This window comes from Nonomuraea sp. NPDC050536 (genome assembly GCF_044457685.1).
GTDB lineage: Bacteria > Actinomycetota > Actinomycetes > Streptosporangiales > Streptosporangiaceae > Nonomuraea.
This window is the reverse complement of record NZ_JBITHD010000001.1, coordinates 805,750-823,441: the sequence shown is the minus strand read 5'-3', so window position 1 is coordinate 823,441 and position 17,692 is coordinate 805,750. Positions and strand designations below refer to the sequence as shown.

The 17,692-nt window shown below is 71.5% G+C and carries 14 protein-coding genes; 8 read left to right on the top strand and 6 right to left on the bottom strand.

From position 1 onward, the window contains the following. The first annotated feature begins 42 nt into the window (after positions 1 to 42). The 3 genes from ACIBHX_RS04165 to ACIBHX_RS04155 are packed head-to-tail and all read left to right on the top strand — an operon-like array spanning position 43 to position 3,441. Entirely contained in the window at positions 43 to 771 is a 729-nt protein-coding gene (locus ACIBHX_RS04165) for an amidohydrolase family protein (RefSeq protein WP_397064021.1), read from the top strand. Next, positions 768 to 1,493, top strand: a complete 726-nt coding sequence (locus ACIBHX_RS04160) for an amidohydrolase family protein (RefSeq protein ID WP_397064020.1) — start codon at positions 768 to 770, stop codon at positions 1,491 to 1,493. Before ACIBHX_RS04165 ends, ACIBHX_RS04160 begins: the two co-directional genes overlap by 4 nt. 10 nt (positions 1,494 to 1,503) lie before the next feature. After that, complete coding sequence (locus tag ACIBHX_RS04155) at positions 1,504 to 3,441, top strand: hypothetical protein (protein WP_397064019.1); 1,938 nt, start codon at positions 1,504 to 1,506, stop codon at positions 3,439 to 3,441. On the opposite strand, the gene ACIBHX_RS04150 is transcribed toward ACIBHX_RS04155, so the two are convergent. From ACIBHX_RS04150 to ACIBHX_RS04125, 6 genes are read right to left on the bottom strand one after another with little or no spacing between them, the layout of a single operon-like run. Then, a complete protein-coding gene (locus ACIBHX_RS04150) occupies positions 3,425 to 4,258 on the bottom strand; it encodes a dihydrodipicolinate synthase family protein (protein WP_397064018.1) in 834 nt (277 codons plus the stop codon). The genes ACIBHX_RS04155 and ACIBHX_RS04150 overlap by 17 nt on opposite strands. 11 nt (positions 4,259 to 4,269) lie before the next feature. Further along, positions 4,270 to 5,226 carry a hydroxyacid dehydrogenase gene (locus ACIBHX_RS04145; protein WP_397064016.1) on the bottom strand — a complete coding sequence of 319 codons (957 nt, stop codon included), beginning with the start codon at positions 5,224 to 5,226 and terminating at the stop codon, positions 4,270 to 4,272. Continuing rightward, positions 5,223 to 6,086 (bottom strand): carbohydrate ABC transporter permease, encoded by an 864-nt coding sequence (locus tag ACIBHX_RS04140; protein ID WP_397064015.1) that lies wholly within the window; start codon positions 6,084 to 6,086, stop codon positions 5,223 to 5,225. Before ACIBHX_RS04140 ends, ACIBHX_RS04145 begins: the two co-directional genes overlap by 4 nt. Then, on the bottom strand, positions 6,083 to 6,952 hold the full coding sequence (locus ACIBHX_RS04135) for a carbohydrate ABC transporter permease (RefSeq protein WP_397064013.1): 870 nt from the start codon (positions 6,950 to 6,952) through the stop codon (positions 6,083 to 6,085). Before ACIBHX_RS04135 ends, ACIBHX_RS04140 begins: the two co-directional genes overlap by 4 nt. Further along, the gene (locus ACIBHX_RS04130; protein ID WP_397064011.1) at positions 6,949 to 8,196 is read right to left on the bottom strand and encodes an extracellular solute-binding protein; all 1,248 of its coding nucleotides are present in this window, start codon (positions 8,194 to 8,196) and stop codon (positions 6,949 to 6,951) included. Before ACIBHX_RS04130 ends, ACIBHX_RS04135 begins: the two co-directional genes overlap by 4 nt. A gap of 40 nt (positions 8,197 to 8,236) precedes the next feature. Beyond that, positions 8,237 to 9,403 (bottom strand): DegT/DnrJ/EryC1/StrS family aminotransferase, encoded by a 1,167-nt coding sequence (locus ACIBHX_RS04125; RefSeq protein WP_397064009.1) that lies wholly within the window; start codon positions 9,401 to 9,403, stop codon positions 8,237 to 8,239. A 38-nt stretch (positions 9,404 to 9,441) separates the two neighbouring features. Here ACIBHX_RS04125 and ACIBHX_RS04120 point away from each other — a divergent pair, with 38 nt between their 5' ends. The 5 genes from ACIBHX_RS04120 (at position 9,442) to ACIBHX_RS04100 (ending at position 17,681) form a co-directional block, all read left to right on the top strand. Then, positions 9,442 to 10,647: a hypothetical protein gene (locus tag ACIBHX_RS04120; RefSeq protein WP_397064008.1), complete on the top strand. Its 1,206-nt coding sequence runs from the start codon at positions 9,442 to 9,444 to the stop codon at positions 10,645 to 10,647. 158 nt (positions 10,648 to 10,805) lie between these two features. After that, positions 10,806 to 14,162, top strand: coding sequence for a hypothetical protein (locus ACIBHX_RS04115; RefSeq protein ID WP_397064007.1), 3,357 nt, complete (start codon positions 10,806 to 10,808; stop codon positions 14,160 to 14,162). Further along, positions 14,162 to 14,311 carry a hypothetical protein gene (locus ACIBHX_RS04110; RefSeq protein ID WP_397064006.1) on the top strand — a complete coding sequence of 50 codons (150 nt, stop codon included), beginning with the start codon at positions 14,162 to 14,164 and terminating at the stop codon, positions 14,309 to 14,311. Before ACIBHX_RS04115 ends, ACIBHX_RS04110 begins: the two co-directional genes overlap by 1 nt. Then, positions 14,308 to 16,419 carry a LamG domain-containing protein gene (locus tag ACIBHX_RS04105; RefSeq protein ID WP_397064004.1) on the top strand — a complete coding sequence of 704 codons (2,112 nt, stop codon included), beginning with the start codon at positions 14,308 to 14,310 and terminating at the stop codon, positions 16,417 to 16,419. The genes ACIBHX_RS04110 and ACIBHX_RS04105 overlap by 4 nt, the downstream gene beginning before the upstream one ends. A gap of 8 nt (positions 16,420 to 16,427) precedes the next feature. After that, positions 16,428 to 17,681 carry a ComEC/Rec2 family competence protein gene (locus ACIBHX_RS04100; RefSeq protein WP_397064002.1) on the top strand — a complete coding sequence of 418 codons (1,254 nt, stop codon included), beginning with the start codon at positions 16,428 to 16,430 and terminating at the stop codon, positions 17,679 to 17,681. Positions 17,682 to 17,692 lie beyond the last annotated feature (11 nt).

The window sequence follows — 17,692 nt, the reverse complement described above, 5'->3', positions numbered from 1 at the left end:
CCACTCTTGCTCAATTTAGGTCCAGACCGTAATCTTTCGAGCGTGATCCCGTCAACGTTCGACGCGAACCGGCTGATCGGCGATCTTGAGGTGACTCTGGACGTCGACGTGCTCGCGGGCGCGTATCCCGATCGCGACGCCCCACCGGGGCCCTTCACGAAGATCCTCGCCGAGCACCGGATCCGCGCGGCCGCGGTGGCCTCGCTGCGGGGAGCGCTGTTCGACATGCGTTCAGGCAACGACGAGGTCCTGACACTGTCGGACGTCGTCCCGGTCGGCGCCCTGGACCTGCGCGATCCGCTCGGGTCCGTAAGAGAGCTGGAACGGCTGGCCGGAGCGGGAGTGCGCGCCGTCAGGCTCTTCCCCGACGAGCAGGGCGTGGAGGCGGGCTTCCCGTCGGTGCGGCACGTCGCGCGCAAGGCGGCCGAGGCGGGGCTCACCGTGCTCACCGGGGGCGACGTGCGCCGCTTCTGGCAGCCGTTCGCCGGGTGGGGCGGCAGCGTCGTCTTCCTCGACACGCACTTCTACCACCTGGGCGACTTCCTGGTCGCGGCCGCCGACGAGCCCGGCTTCCACACCTCGACCCGGTTGCTCAACTCGCCCGACGCGCTGGAGACGGTCGCCGCCACGCTGGGCGCCGACCGGATGCTGTACGGCTCCCGCACGCCGTACAGCGAGCCCGTGGTGCCGCTGCTGCGGCTGGCCACCAGCGGGCTCGACGCCGCCCAGATCGCCGCGGTGGCGGGCGGGAACGCGCGGAGGCTCCTTTGATCATCGACGTGCACGCCCACTGGGGACCGTGGTTCTTCACGATGGACGTGGCGGGGCTCAGCCTGGCCGCGATGGACCGCTACGGGATCGACGTGTCGATCGTGTCGGCCACCGAGGCGGTCATCTACGACGCGCCCGCGGGGAACCGGGCGCTGGCGGGCTTCCTGGCGACGCCCACCGCCGCGCGGTTGTACGGATATGTCACGATCAATCCGCGCAGGCTGGCGGAGGGCGAGCGGGATCTGCGCGAGCTGCTGCCGACCGGGCGCTTCGTCGGCGTCAAGATCCACACCGACTACACGGGGTCGCCGATCCCGCGGCTGCGCGAGGCGCTGGCGCTGGTGGCCGAGGCGGGATGCCCGGCGCTGGTGCACACGTGGGGGGCGTCGGTGCTCGACCTGGCGCAGGTGTGCCTGGACACGCCGGGGTTGCGGGTCATCGCCGGGCACATGGGGGCCGACGGGCATCGGTACGCGATCGAGGCGGCCTCCGGCTGTGACCGGCTGTATCTGGAGCCGTGCTACTCGCACGCGCCCGCCGGGCGGATCGCCGAGGTGGTGGCCGGGGTGGACCCGCGGCGGCTGCTGTTCGGCACCGACTCGACACTCATCGACCCCGCCTCGGCCTACGGCGCGATGGCCGCCGCCGACCTCGATCCCGAGACCGCCGAGCTGATCGCCTGGCGCAACGCCGCCGACCTGTTCGACATCCCGCTGGGTTAGGAGAGACCCCATGATCCCCCGCCGCCGGTTCCTGCAGTTAGCCGCCGCCACCAGCGCCGCCATCGCCGTACACCCCGAGGCCGCGCACGCCGGGACAGCGCACGCCGAGACAGAGGGCACGCTCACGCATCTCGGGCCGGCCAGCGTGGCCAGCCCGCTGGGCAACGGCGAGTTCGTCGGCGACGTGCTCTACGCCGGGTCGCGCGGCCTGTCGCCGAACGTGGTCGGCGCCTACGACCTGGCCGCCGACCGGGTCACCAGGCACTTCGACATCCCCACCGGGATCGGCATCTGGGCGATGTGCAAGCACGGCACCGACGTCTACGTGGGCACGCACTCGCCGTCCGACCTCTACAGGATCGACACCGTGGCGGGGACGGTCACCAAGCTGGCCTCGCTGCCCGACCACTTCGTCTGGACGATGGCCGCCGCGCCCGACGGCAAGCTCTACCTGGGCACCTCGGAGCCGGGGCGGCTGGTGGAGTACGACCCGGCCACCGGGGCCACCCGCGACCTCGGGCAGCCCGCGCCCGGCGAGGCGTACGTGCGTGCCGTACAGGCCGACGAGCAGTATGTCTATGCCGGGATCGGGACGCACGCCCACCTGATCGCGATCGACCGGGCCACCGGCGAAAGGCGCGACCTGCTGCCCGCCGAGCTGGCCGGCCGCGACTGGGTGTCGAGCATGGCGGTGTCGGACACGCACGTGGCGGGCGGGATGAATTCCCTCGCCGAGCTGATCGTCTTCCCCAAGGCGGACCCGTCGGCGTACAAGGTCGTGAAGGCGACGGCGGCGGGCGAGAAGTACATCGTGTCGGTGCTGATCGCCGGCGAGTGGGTGTACTTCGCCGGGCGGCCGAGCGGGACGCTGTACCGCTGCCGGCTGGACGGCAGCGGGCTGGAGGCGGTGGGCGTGCCCTTCCCCGAGGCCGCCACGGTCAGGCTGCTCGAGCACGGCGGGAAGGTGTACGGGCTGCAGGACAACGGGGTGTTCGTCTACGACGGCACGCTGGAGTACCGCAACCTGGTGCAGCGCGGCTTCAAGGCGACGCCGGAGGAGCCGATGTCGGTGCACTCCGACGGCGAGCGCGTCTACGTGGGCGGCAAGAGCGGCGCCGACATCCACGACCTGGCCACCGGGAAGGTCACCCGCCTGCCGATCGGCGGCGAGCCCAAGACCATGGTCACCGTGAAGGGCCTGACGTATCTCGGCGTCTACACCCAGGCCGCCCTCTACTCCCACAAGCCCGGCGACTCCGACGCCAAGCTCATCAAGCGGACGGGCAACGAGCAGGACCGCCCGCGCGACCTGGCCTACGACGCCAGGACCGGCCTGATCGTCGTGCCCACCCAGCCGGAGCCCGGCCACATCAACGGCGCCCTGTCGCTGTACTCGCCGCGCCGCGGCACCTACGAGACCTACCGCCCGGCCGTCGAACGCCAGACGGTCTACACGGTCGTCACCCGCCACGGCACCGCCTACCTGGGCACCCTCATCCAGGAGGGCCTCGGCCTGCCGCCCGTCACCACGACCGCCCGCCTGGCGGCCTTCGACCTGGTGGCGCGCAGGCTCCTGTGGCAGGTCGAGCCCGTCCCGGGCGCGCGCTACATCTCCTCGCTCAGCCTCGGCCACACGCTCCTGTACGGCATGGCCAGCACCGGCGACGTCTTCGAGTTCGACCCCGTCCGGCGGCAGGTGACCAGGACGCTCAAGGTGGGCGCCAAGGGCGGCGAGATCTTCGTCGTCGGCCGGGTGGCGTACTGCGGCGACGGTGACCGGATCTACAAGCTCGACCTCGAGACCTTCACCGCCGAGACGATCGTCGAGGGCCTGGCGGGCCAGTGGTTCGGCGGCGAGCCCAAGCTCGCCCTCGACCCGTCCCGCCGGTTCCTGTACGCCGTGCGGGCCCGCAACCTGGTCCGCGTCGCCATCAATCCGGCTGGGTGAGCGGCGGGCAGTGCGGGTCGTGGGCGTGCGTCGCGGGGATGCGGCCCTCTTCGGCGGCGAGCGTCAGCATCCGCTGGACGTAGCCCTCCATGGGCTCGATGAACGTGGTGGCGGCCAGGGCGTCAAGCCGGGCCGCCGCCTTCTCGAAGGCGCGCAGGTCGTTGGCGGCGTAGGCGCGCATGACCTCCGCCGTGACCGGGACCTGCGCGGCCGCCAGGCCGACCAGGGCCGACTCGCAGCCCCACAGCAGGGACGCGGCGAACATGCGGTCCTCGCCGGTGATCGCCAGGCGGCCCGCCGCCCGGGTGATCGCGATGGTCTGCTGGCAGGCCATCGCGTCCGACAGCAGTGCCGCCTTGACGCCGGCCACGCCGGGGTGTGCCGCCAGCTCGCGCAGCGTGGCGGGCGGGCATGGCCGGGTGTACAGGTCGAAGGCGATCATCGGCAGGCGCGTCTCCTGCCAGATCGCCTCGTGCACGGCCAAGCGGTCGCCGGAGGTGGGGAAGACCAGGACGCCGTGCGCGCCGAGATCTTTGGCGGCCCGGGCCTGGGCGGGGCCGTCCACGCCGACCAGGACGGGGGCGCCCAGGGCCACCGCCCGCTCGATCAGCCCGGCACGCACGTCCGGCCGCAGGTACGGCCCGCGGCCCGTGTGGGCCAGCACCGCCAGGGCGTCGGCGCCGTCGGACAGCAGGCCCGTGTAGTAGCGGGCGGCCACGTCCATGGACACCTCCCCCGAGACCGTCATGGGGGTGGCCGCGGCGGCGACCAGGGCGCCGCGCAGCGAGTCACGCAGGTCTTCAGCGCGCGAATCCATGGGGCAACACCCTACGCGGTCCAGCGCAGGGCATCCTCGGTGATCTCGTGCCGCAGGGGTTCACCCCGCAGGAAGCGGGCGATCTCCTCGATCACCAGCTCTCCCTGGCGTCGGCGGGCCTGCATGGTGCCTGCCGCCTGGTGGGGAGTGAGCAGCACGTTGGGCAGGCCGCGCAGCGGGCTTTCCGCGGGCAGCGGCTCCTCGTCGAAGACGTCCAGCGCCGCGTCCAGCCGCCCGGAGGTGAGCTCGTCGAGCAGGGCGTCGGAGTCGACCAGCCACGAGCGGGCCGTGTTCACCAGGGCGGCGCCGTCGGCCATCAGCGCCAGTTCCCGCCTTCCGAGCAGGTGCCGGGTGGCGGGGATCGCGGGCGCGTGCAGGGCCACGACCCGGCTGCGTGCCAGGAGCTCGTCCAGCGGGACGAGGGAGGCGCCCAGCGCTTCGGCCTCGCCGTACGAGATGAGCGGGTCCGACAGCAGCGGGACGGCGCCGAGCGCGCGCAGCAGCTGCAGGTAGGCGCGGCCGGTGCGGGAGGCGCCGACCACGCCGACCACGCAGCCGCGCAGCTCGGCGCGCGGCGGGGCGGCCGCGATCAGCCCGTGCCAGTCCTGGCCGTCGTGCAGGCCCAGGGAGAAGCGGTGCGTCTGGTGCAGCAGCGACAGCGTGAACGTCAGCGCGGCCTCGGCGACGGCCGGCGCCATCGCGGCGCCCGTCTGAGTGACCCTGATCCCCCGGGCGAACAGCTCGCCGGAGACCAGGAAGCCGACGGCCGCCCCGGTGTGGGCGACCAGCCGCAGCCCGGGCAGGTCCGCCAGCAGCGCCGCGTCGAGGCGGGGCGCGCCCCACCCGGTGACCAGCACCTCGGCGTCGCGCAGCCCGCGGACGACCTCGTCGAGCGACTCCAGCCGCGCCCACAGCGGCGCGGGCAGGAACATCTCCCGCAGCTCGGCGGACAGGTCCACGGCGATCATTTCAGTCCCGTCATCGCGATGCTGTTGACCAGGTAGCGCTGCAGGAGCGCGAACACCAGCAGGCACGGCACGACCGAGATGGCCGCCGAGGCCATCACCAGCGACATCGGGTGCTCGGCGCCCTTCAGCGTGGTCAGGCCCACCGTGAGCGTCCGCAGCTCGTCGCTCTGCGCGATCACCAGCGGCCACAGGAAGTCGTTCCAGTGCCACAGGAACACGAAGACGCCCAGCGTGGCCAGGATCGGCTTGGTGAGCGGGATCACGATCTGCCAGTAGATGCGCCATTCGGAGGCCCCGTCGACCTTGGCCGCCTCGAACAGCTCGTCCGGGAGGTCCCTGATGAACTGCCGCATCAGGAACACCGCCTGCGAGTTGGCCAGCGTCGGCACGATCATCCCCCAGAACGTGTCGACCCCGTTGATGTCCGACACCAGGACGAACAGCGGGATGAGCATGGCCTGGAAGGGCACCATGACGGTGGCCAGGAACGCCCACATGAGCGCGTCGCGCCCGGGGAAGCGCTTCTTGGCGAAGGCGTACCCCGCCATCGACGCGGTGAGCAGGATGATCACCACCGAGACCCCGGCGTAGACCAGCGAGTTCAGCGTCCACCCGAGGAACCCGGCCGCCGACAGCGTCTGCGCGAAGTTGTCGAACGTGAGCTGCGCGGGCCACTGGTGCGGCACGGTCGGCTTGCGCGGCGGCGACAGCGCCACCACCAGCGTCACCAGGAACGGGCTGACCGTCAGCACCGACACCAGCCCGAGCAGCAAGGTCATCGGCCAGGTGCGGCCGGTACGGCGCGACCGCGCCCGCCCCCGCGCCGCCCGCGTGACCGGCCGGGTGGCGGTGAGCGTCATGACGTGCTCCGATCCAGGAAGCGGCGCTGGATCATCGACACCACGAACACCAGCAGGAACAGCACGATACCGATCGTGGCGGCGTAGCCCAGGTTGAAGAACTTGAAGCCCTGGTCGTACAGCGCGTACACGAGGTTGTAGCTGGCCCTGGTCGGCCCTCCCCCGGTCATCACGTAGATCGAGTCGAAGGTCTGGAAGGCCCCTATCGTCTCGATGACCAGCACGAAGAACAGCGCGGGCCGCAGCAGCGGCAGGGTGACCGAGCGGAAGCGCTGCCAGGCGTTGGCCCCGTCCACCCGGGCCGCCTCCAGGTAGGACGGGGGGATCGACTTCAGCCCGGCCAGCAGGATCAGCATCGAGTATCCGAAGCCCTTCCACGTCTGCACCAGCGCCAGCGACGGCAGCACCAGCGAGGTGTCCTCCAGGAACCCGACGGGCCCGAGATCCAGGTGGGCCAGCAGCCCGTTGATCAGCCCGTCGAAGTCATAGGCCCACTTCCAGATCACTCCGGCGAACACGAAGCTGGTCACGTAGGGCAGGAACAGCATGCCCCGGAACAGCCCGCGCAGGAACACCACCGCGTTCAGCAGCAGCGCCGTGCCCAGCGCGATCATCACGGTGAGCGGGACGTAGATCGCCACGTACACCAGCGTCACCCGTAGGCTGCTCAGGAAGATCGGATCGTCAAGCAGCTTGGCGTAGTTGTCGACGCCGGTGAACGTCCACTCGCCGCTGATCTGGTAGTCCGTGAGGCTCATGCCCGCCGCCCCGAGGGCGGGCACGAACCTGAAGATCACGAACAGGACCAGCATCGGCAGCACGAACAGCAGGCCGGTGACCGGGTCCCGCAGGCGGTGACGCATCATCCGCCGCCGGACACCACGGCGTTGGCCGCCTTAGCCGCGTCGTCGAGCGCCTGCTTGGCCGTCTTCTTGCCCTGCAGCGCGGCCTGGATCTCCGGCACCAGCAGCGCCATCACCTGGCGGGCGGCGGGGTGGGCGTCACCGGGGTAGGCGTACTCCAGCGACTTGGCGAACTCCTTGAGCGTGGGGCTCGCCTCGTCCACCTGGGCGTCGGCGCGCGCGGGGAAGTAGCCGGACTCCTTGGCCAGGTCGGTCGCGACGGGGGCGGAGGCGATGTACTGCATGAACTTCTTGGCCGCGTCGGCGTTCTCGGCGTTCTCGGCGTGCTTGGCCAGCAGCAGGCCGCCGGGGATGCCGAACGTCACCTGCTTGGCGCCCTTGAACGGCAGGCCCACGGCCACGTTCTCGGCGCCGATGGCGGCGCCCAGCTTGACGGCGTCGATGTTGGCCGCCGCGTTCAGGATGCCGGCCTTGCCCTGCTCCATCGGGCCGCCCTCGGTCTTGTCCAGGGTGGCCGCGTTCTCCGGCAGCCCGCCGGCCGCCTTCAGGTCGAGCAGGTACTGCAGCGACTGCACGCCTTCCGGGCCGTTGAAGGCCACGCTCTTGCCGTCGGGGGCGAAGACCGAGCCGCCGTTGGACCACAGGATCGGGTAGAAGCTGAGGTTCAGCGTCGTCTCCGGGCCGCCCGGGTACATCAGGATGGCGATCTTCTTGGCGGCCAGTTTGGGCGCGTCCGCCTTCAGCTCGTCGTAGGTCTCGGGCAGCTTGGTGATGCCGGCCTCGGCGAAGGCCTTCTTGTTGAAGATCGGGGCAGTGACCGTCTGGTAGATCGGCACGCCGAACAGCTTGCCGTCGGTCGTCAGCGCGGTCAGCGCGCCGGGGCGGAAGGCGGCCTTGTCGGGCGCCACCACGTCGTCGACCGGGGAGATCGTGCCCTGCTTGGCGTACTGCGGGATCTGGTCCGGGCCGAGCAGGACGATGTCGAAGCCCTTCTTCGAGGCCAGCGACGTGGTGACCTTCTCCTGCCTGCCCTCCCAGGGCTGCAGGTCGACCTTGACGTCGATCGTGGGGTTCTTGGCCTCGAAGTCCTTCTCGACCTTGGTCCAGAACGCCTTGCTCTTGGCCTGGTCGTCGATGACCGGGTACATCCACATGGTCACGGTCTTCTTGCCGCTCGAATCGCCGGAACCACTGGATCCGCAGCCTGCCAGTGCTAACAGCAGGGCGGCCGCGAGGATCTTCCTCATCGGCTCTTCCTTTCCGTTTAATACCGGTCTAGACCGAAACCTAGCGAGCCGACGGAGGAGGGGTCAATGCCTGATACAGGACCGTAACGACGGCCGCCACGTGCTCGGCGGTGTAGTGCTCGTTCCAGTCGATGACCAGCAGCGTTTCCGCCACCATCCGCTCGGCCTGCGGGCAGGCCGGCATCGGCCCGGTCAGCGGGTAGGGCGAGCGGCCGTAAATCGGCCCGTCCCAGATCGGCGCGCGGTTCAGCGGCTCGTTCAGATACCCGGCCCGCGCGGGGATTCCGGCCCGCCGCAGCTCGGCGGCCACCTCGGGCGCGCCGCCGCCGGGCAGCACGAGCGGGAACAGCCACCACGCGTGCCCCTCGGGCCGCGGCAGCCGTACTCCATCGAGGCCCTTGAGCGCTTCCATGAGCTGTACGGCGGTGCCGCGGCGGGAGGCGACCACGCCGGGCAGCTTGGCCAGCTGGGCGCGGGCGACCGCGGCCTGCAGCTCGGTCATGCGGTAGTTGAGGCCGAAGCCGGCATGCGAGCGGCCGGCGGCGCGATCCCAGCCCTTGTCGGCGAACAGGCGCATCGCCCTGGCCATCGCGTCGTCATCGGTGATGGTCAGGCCGCCGTCGCCGCAGGTGATGTGCTTCCACTGCTGCAGGCTGAGCGTGCCGACGTGGCCGGCGGTGCCCGCGTAGCCGCCGCCCGGCAGCTCGGCGAGCCAGGCCTGGGCGCAGTCCTCGATGAGGGTCAGGCCGTGCTCGTCGGCCAGCTCTTTCAGCGCGCCGACCCTTGCGGGGGCGCCGAAGAGGTGGACCGCCATGATCGCCCGGGTTCTGGGGCCGATCAGCTTCTCGACGGCCCCTGGATCGAGATTGCCGTCGGAGGGGTCCACGTCGGCGAAGACAGGGACCGCGTTCTGCGCCAAGATGGGGGCCACGGTCCCGAAGTCCGTGATCGGCGTGGTGATGATCTCGTCCCCCGGGTCGGGCGCCGCCGCGACGACCGCCAGGTGGAGCGCCGCCGTGCCGGAGCTGCAGGAGATCGCGTGGCGGGCGCCGTACATGGCGGCGACCTCGCGCTCGAGTGCGCGGGCCTCGGTCCCCCAGACCGAGCTCAGCATGCCGGAGCGGATCACCCGCTCCGCCGCGGCGACCTCCTCGTCCCCGAGGGTTCGGCCGTCGGGCTCGGCCATGCTTGGGAATTTCGGGATCACGAGTTAACCTTTCGGTCTTGACCGTATTAGGAGGCTGGGTGGGTATCGTCATCGGGGTCGTCGGGCCGCACGATCTGGTCGACGACGTGGCCGCCACCTGCGAGGAGCAGCCCGGCGTGAGCACGCTGCGGCTGGACTACGACCACGAGTCGCAGGCCCCGGCGATCGTCGAGGCGCACGCGCAGGCCGTGGAGGGCTGGCTGTTCACCGGCATCGTGCCCTACATGCTGGCGCGCGACGCCGAGGCTCTGACCCGGCCGGCCTCCTTCGTCGACTACTCGGGCGCGACGCTGCTCAGCGCGCTGGTACGGCTGCAGCACTCCGGCCACGACGTCACCCGGCTGTCGATCGACACGCTGTCGGCCGCGGACGTGGGCATCACCTTCGCCGAGGCCGGGCTGCCTTCCGGCGACCTGCGCACCTTGCCCTACCGGGCCGGGATGACCTCCGAGAAGGCCGTCGCCTTCCACCGCCGCGGCCCCGCTCATCCGGTGATCACCTGCCTGAGCTCGGTGCACGAGGCGCTGCGCGACGAGATGCAGGTCATGCGACTGGTTCCGTCGGTGCACTCGGTGCGGGTGGCGCTGCGGCAGCTGCTGCTGACAGCCGAAGGACAGGCGCAGGAGGACGCGCAGATCGCGCTCGGGCTGATCGAGGTGGACTCCGACGAGGGGCTGCTGCGCGAGGCGACCGCGCTCGGCGGCACCCTGGCGGCCTTCCGCGGCGGCACCCACCTGCTGGTCACCACCCGTGGCCCGCTGCACGACGCCACTGGCGGTTTCACCGGGTTGCCGATGCTGGCCCGGCTGGCCGGGCACAACCCGCACGTGCGGGTGGGCTTCGGGCTCGGGCGCAGCGCCGCGGAGGCCGAGAGCCTGGCGCGGCGCGCGCTGGCCAGGGCGCGGCGCATCGGCGACGTCGCGGCGGTGCTGTCGCTGCGCGCCGACACCGACATCGTCCTGGAGTCGGTGTCGACCATGCCCACCGGGGAGCAGAACCTGTCGGTGCTGGCCCGCCGCGTCGGTCTGTCGGTGCCGACGCTGGAGAAGCTGCTCGAGGCGCGCGCCGCCGTCGGCGACGAGCCGCTGACCACCCGCGAGATCGCCGAACGGCTCGCCGTCCAGCAGCGTACGGCGCGCAGGATGCTGCACCGGCTGGAGCTGGCAGGGCTGGCCGAGCGCACGGGGAACCTGACGAGCGGCTCCAGCGGCCGCCCGCTCACGCTCTACCGGCTCACGCTCTAGCACCCGTCACCCCTCCTCCACAGCCTGGCGAGTTAACGGTCCAGACCGTAACTCTGGGCGGGTGGGGGTGTCAACGCCGGAGGTGTCCGGATCCGGACCTGGCCAGCGGTCAGGCGCGCGGTTACGTTGGGGATCCCGGATCGCGGAGAGAGCTCCTGATGAGTGCTGTGCTCGTGGTTCCCGTGCACGTGGACGCGCTGTGCCTGACCGAGGATCGCGATGTGACCGGTCCCAGCGCGGACTTCACCCGCCTGCCGTACGTGGATCGTGACAGCCGGGATCGGGGGGCCGGCCAGCCGTACGTCAGCGAGATCATGCTGCCGGTGCCGTTCCAGGACGAGACGCTGCGGCTGCGGGCGGGGGTGCACCTGCACTGGTCGCTGCCGGACGCGCTGACCCGGCTGGTGCAGGTGGACGGCGAGACGCGGGCGCCGGCGGTGCCGAACCGGTGGCTCGTGACGCGTACCAGGGCCGGAATGGTCGAGCGGCAGTGGGTGGTGGAGAGCGACTACCTGTCGGCGCCGGGCGCGGACGACCCGGCCGTCGCCTACCCGGCGACGGGGCAGGTGCCGTTCAGGAGGCTGGGCCGCAAACTGCCGCTGTCCGCGTGGCCCGCGCCGGGCGGCGGGAAGCTGGACAGGCTGACGGCCGTCGGTTACGGCGAGCCGACGTTCGCCGCCTTCTACCCCAACTGCCACAGCGTGTTCGGCCTGCACGACCCCGAGGTCGCCGGGGTGCCGCAGCCGGGGGTGTCGTATGACGTGATGGGCTGGTTCACCGACGCCGAGGACGATCCCGGGGCCGGGCTGACCCCCGACGTCCTGGAGCGCGACCTCTCCTGGAGCGTGCCAAAAAGTGCGCAGAAGGCCGGGCGCACGGTCTGCTTCGCGCGGGTGGACTTCGCGCCCTCTCCCCTGCCCGCCAACCCGCTGCTGGACGGCGAGACGGGCGTGTACGTGGGCACGACGGCGACCGAGGCGCTGGCAGCGCACCTGGGCGAGGTGCTGCCAGGCGTCGAACCCGACCAGGCCGAGAACCTGCTCGAAGCGCTCGCGTTCGCCGACGACGTCGAGGGCGGCCCGCTGGACCTGGGGCGCAAGCTGGCCGAGCGGCGGCACGCGGCCGCCTTCCGCACGGTGGCCTCGGGCACGCTGTGGACGCTGCGCCGCCAGGACGGACCCGCGCCCCCGCCCGAGCAGAAGCAGGAGCGCGAGCGGCTGGTGGTGCCCGAGGCGGTCTCCGACCTGCTGAACCTGCTCAACCGGGCGCAATCGGACGTGGACGCGACGTCCTGGCTGCTGGCGGGGCTGCGGGAGCGGCTGTTCACCGACTGGTACCGCTACCTGCTGTGCGCCTACCCTCCGGAGACGGTCAGGGAGAGCTACCCCGACCCCGACGAGGTGGCCTTCTTCCTGCGCCGCCAGGTCACCCGCCTGTCCAGGGAGGGCGAGCGCGCGGGCGAGCTCGGCAGGCGGCTGGCCGCGGCCCGGGCGGACCTGGACGCGGCGCTCGCAGGGCTGAACACCACGGCGCTGGCCGCGGGAAGCGCGTTCGTGCCTCAGGAGACGCCCGCGCCGCCGTACTTCCTGCCGAACGAGCCGGTGGTGCTGCTGACGGGGTCGGCCGCCACGCCCGGCGACCGCAACGGCCAGGACGGCGCCGACCACCCGCAGGGGCTCCTGCTCTGCGGGGTCGCCCCGGCCGCCCCCGACACCGCGCTGACGGCGCAGGCCGTCAGGGACCTGCGGATGGCCGTCAACGCGGCGGCGCCGCCGTCGTCCAGGACGGTCTGGCGGAACCCGCCGTGGCATCCGGTGCTGCTGCTGTGGGAGGTCGAGTTCTTCCCGGCCGCTGGCGGCAACAACCTCGACCCGGCAGACCGCCGCTACCGGACGAGCTACGTGACGGACAACTATGACCTGCCGGGCGGCGAGGCGGACCTGGTGGTGCGCCCCGGGCGCGACATCCCGGACAAGGCCGCCAACCTGTACGCCGGCCGCACGGTCCTGTCCCCCGCCGCCCGCCCGCTGCTGGCCGCGCGCGTGCTCGGCTACCTGACGGGCGCGATCCTGCCCGCCTACAACGCGGGACGCACGCCGCCGCTGTCCGCCGACGGCTTCGCCAAGGACCCGGAGCCGGTCCTGACCTGGTACGGCACGCACGGCACCGACGCGGCGATCCAGATGCTGATCGCGGTCTACCGCCACCTGCGCGAGCACGAGGCGTCCAACCTGGCCCAGGCGCTCGGCGGCTTCACCGAGGCGCTGCTGATGCGGCGGCTGGTGCGGCAACTGCCGATCGCCGACCCGCTCGGATTCCCGCCCTACCAGCAGCTCGCGGCCGACGTCGCGGCGGCGGTCGGCAGCGACAGCACGCACGCCCCTGTCCCGCTCAGCGACTTCAACCCGATCAGGGCCGGCGCGATGCGGCTGCTGCAGCTGCGCATCGTCGACAACTTCGGCGTGAGCCTGGACGTCGATGTCAGCCGCATCGCCACCACCACGCAGCTGCGCGTCCCCGGCCGCGCCGACTGGGTGGCGATGCCGCCCCGGCTGGCCCAGCCTGCCAGGATGACGGCCAGGTGGCTGGACGGCGAGCACGAACTGGCCGAGATGAACAACCTGCCCGACAGCTCCCCGGTGTGCGGGTGGCTGCTGCCCGACCACCTCGACGGCGGCCTGGCCGTGTACGCCGCGGACGGCAGCGGGATCGGCACGCTCACCGCGCTCGGCCGCTGGGACCCGGCTCCTGGCGCCACCGGCGAGATCGCCAACGCCCACCTGCGGGAGGTCGTCGACCGGCTGCGGGCGATGGGCGCCGACGGGCTCACCGAGTTCGGCGCCCGGCTGGAGGACCTGCTCGACCTGATCGAGCCGGAGGAGGCCGCCAGACACACCGGGATGGCGCCACTGGCCGGCCGCCCGATCGCGGTCGCCCGGGTGGAGATCAGCCTGGACCTGATGGGGCCGCCCGCGCTGCACCAGGACTGGAACGTCTTCCGCCAGGACCTGCGCCGCTCCAGCAGGGAGGACGACGACTTCCCGCTGGTGCGCTTCCCGCTGCGGGTCGGCGATCCGCTCCGGCTGGGCGACGGCGTCATCGGCTACTGGGTGGCGGGCGAGGAGGAGTTCAGGGACGCCACCTCGGTGCTGGAGCAGGCGCCGTTCATGCCGCCCACCCGGCTCACCCTGCTGCTCGACCCGCGCTGCCCGGCGCACGTGACCTCGGGCGTGCTGCCGGGCAAGTCGCTGCGCATCCCGGCGGAGCACTACCAGGACGCGCTGAACGGCATGGAGATCGACTTCTTCACCGGGCCGGTGCTCGCCGGGCCTGGCACGCCCGCGCTGCCGCTGCCCGCCGAGCCCGGCTACGCGTGGTTCTGGGTGGCCCGTGACGGTGACGCCTGGACGCGCGCGCCGGTCGAGGCGGGACCCGGCGTCGAGCAGACCCCCGACATCCTGTTCGCCCAAGAGGGCTGGCTCGCGATCCGCCCCACCTCACCAGGAGCGCCCTGATGCAGATCACGTTGTCCCTGTCGATCGACGACACCAACCTCGTGCTCGAGGCGCTCGGCGAGCTGCCCTACGCGCGGGTCTACCGGCTGATCGCCGAGATCCACGGGCAGGCGGAGTCCGCCCTGGTGCTGGAGGGGAAGCCCGCATGACCGCGACGTTGGTCCTCCACTGGGCACTGGACGCGCTCGGCGACCGGGTGCAGGCCGTCGACTCCTCGCCCAACCACCTCAACGGCATGGCGAACGGGTCGCCGGACAACCTGCCCGACGAGCGGTTCGGCAGCTGCCTGGCCTTCGACGGCAAGTACGACATGGTGGGCTCGCCGACGACCCCGCAGCTGCGGCTGCCCGCCTACACGCTGGAAGCCTGGGTGCTGCCCGATCGGCAGGCCGTACAGAACGTCGGTGTGACGGGGATGCCGACGCGGCAGTTCCGCTTGATCATCAACGGCAGCAGCTTCGAGCACCGCTTCAGCACGCTCGGCGCGCCCGACGACGGGCACGTGCTGAAGGTCCCGGTCAAGTTCGGCGCGTGGCAGCACGTGGCCGTCACCTTCGACGGCGGGACGGCCAGGGCGTACGTGGACGGGGTGGACGCGGGCACCTACACGACCATCAGGCCCAGGGACGCCCGGGAGGCGCCGCTGTTCGCCGGGACCGACGGGGTGGCCGGGTTCTTCGCCGGGCGGCTGGCGCACGTGCGCCTCTACAGCGGCGCTCTCACCGCCGCCGAGGTGGCCCGCGACATGGCCGACGACGAGGCGGCGCTGGCCGCGTTCGTGCGCAGCCACCCGATCGACTTCAACCTCTGGAACCCCGACCAGAGCGCCGTCCTCTACATCACCGACGACCCGGCCGGTCAGCCGATGAACCTGCGCCTGACCAACAGCTCGCGCGAGGACGTCGAGTTCGGCCCGCTCACCGGCACCCCGGCGGAGAACAACCACCACTTCGCGCTCCGGTTCCGCCCGGGCACGCTCGCGCCCGCGATGACGGTGAAGACCACCGCCGCCGGCTGGGCGCTGCAGCGCTCGCTCGACGGCAGCACGATCTACCTCACCGCGACAGCGCTCACCCGCATCCCCCGCGGCCAGTCCGTCGACCTGCCGCTGACCGGGATGAACGCCGACGGCAGCTCGGGCACCCGCGGCACCCGGGTCGAGCTGACCTACCGGGGTGTACGGCAGGCCGGCCAGCCCGCCGAGCTGACCGGCAACCGCCTGCAGTTCCTCGACGTCGTCAACCACCGGGGACGCAAGGACATCCCGCTGGTGGCCACGTTCGTCGGCGGCGAGCGGGTGATCAACGACGGCGCCACCGAGGGGAAGCTGCGGATCAGGATCGCCAACTCCTCCCGCGACAAGCCCATCTCCCTCAAGGGCGCGACGTTCACCGTGTCGTACGAGACGCAACTGGCCAACGAGTCGCGGCCGTGGGCGCTCAGCGACGCGGGCAAGACGGGCGTGGCGCAGCTGGCCGTGGAGTCTACCGACAAGGTCACCGGCACGATCGGGGCCACCCCGCCGGCCGACCTCGGCGCGCGCAAGGTGTGGACGCTCAAGTCGTCCGACGGCTCCATCGCCGCCGACGGCTCCTTCACGCTGCTGCTGTCCCGGCTGGTGGGGCTGCCCGCGCCCGGGCACGCCGCCATCGACATCGCCTACCAGGACGTGCCCGGCTACCAGGACGGGTCGCTGCGCGTGGTCGCGGAGCGGTCGCCGCTGCTGTTCGCCGACCAGTCGGTGTGCATCGGCTCGCAGAAGACCGACGCCCGCCTGACGGTCAGCGCGCCGACCGCCCACCTGCAGCTGCGCCGCGAGGCCACGCTCGGGGGCGGCGGGAAGCAGCTGTTCCTGGAGCTGTTCCAGGACACCACCACGGGCGATCCCGTCACCTATCCCAGCATCCGCTTCCACCACGGCCAGAAGTTCTGGCACCGGATCGAGGCGCGGCCGGAAGGGATCATGTTCAAGCACGGTGACCTGCTCACCGACCGCTTCATCAACATCTTCGCCGGAGAGGCCAACGTCACCTCGCTCAGGATCGGCTCGACGGTGGTGACGGAGCGGGAGCTGGCGCTGCTGGTCAAGCTGGTGGCAGGAGCGCTGCAGTTCGACCTGCTCAACGTGACGGAGAACGAGTTCGCCTTCGTCGGCGAGCCCTCGTTCCTCGACACCAACCGGCGGCACGTCATCTCGTGGCCGAACAAGGGGCAGCGCGTCCCCCAGGGCCGCTGGCAGATCTCCTTCCCCTCGTGAGGTGAGCGATGAGCGACCCGCAAGTGCCCAAGAAGCGCAAGCGCAAGTCTATGAAGGAGTTGCAGTACGGCGACTACGGGCCGGCGAAGCTGCAGAAGCCGTTCCTGTCGAGCAGCCGCGAGTTGGCCTTGGCCGAACAGGAAGCAGAGCGGAAGCGGGAGGAGGAGCGGCTGCTCAACGAGGGCGCGGAGCTGGCGGCGCGCAAGGCGAAGGAGGCGGCCGAGCGGCCGCCCGCGCCGGACGGGCAGCGGGGAGACGGCAAGTTCTACGCCGCCTTCGTCAAGATGGGGCAGGGCGACTGCGCGCTGTTCACCACGCCCAAGGGCCAGCTCGTGATGATCGACTGCGGGACCACCTGCCACGACTCCGAGGAAGAGGCGGCCTACCGGCGGCGTGTCTCCAGCATCGTCGGCCGGACCTACTTCCTCGGCGTGAGCACCACCATCGACATCCTGATCCTGTCCCATCCGGACAGGGACCACTTCAACCTGCTCGACACCGTGCTCCCCACCACGTGCGCGCCCTCGCTGATCTACCACAGCGGGCAATTCTCCGACTACGGGTCGGGCGCGCAGTGGGCCTACCCGAAGATCGCCAAGCAGTTCATCAAGCGGGTCACGGCCAACCGGTGGGACGGCCAGGGTGGCTGGACCCTCGCGGGCAGAGCGGTGCCGCCGTGGCCGGCCAACGCCAGGCCCGAGGAGACGATCGAGAAGCTCGACTCGACCGGCGGCATCACGATCGTCAACGAGCCGGACTGCAAGATCACGATCATGGCCGGCGAGATGGAGGCCGACCCAGCCGGGGACGGCGATGACGGCACCAACCGGGGCAGCATCGTCACGTTCGTGGAGATCTTCGGCATCAAGATACTCGTCTGCGCCGACGCGACCCGCAGCACCGAGGCGATGCTCATGCGGCAGCACGGCGACCGGCTGCGCGACCTGCACCTCGTCCAGGCGGGGCACCACGGCAGCAACCGCACCTCCAGCTCCGAGGCGTTCGTCCGGCACGTCAACACCTTCGCCGCGGTGATCAGCGCCGGCGAGGTGGGGCACCGGGGATACCACCTGCCCAGCTGGAACGTCATCAGGCGCTACGAGCGGCAGATGGCGACCCCCGGGCGCACCTGGGACAAGCGGCTGACGACCGCGTGGGACGACAGCTTCGAGCCGGCGAGCAGCACCGTCGCCGAGGTCAGCGGGCCGGTCTACGTCACCGGCTCGCACGACACCCAGTACATCGAACTCCACCCCCTCTGATCGGGAGCGAC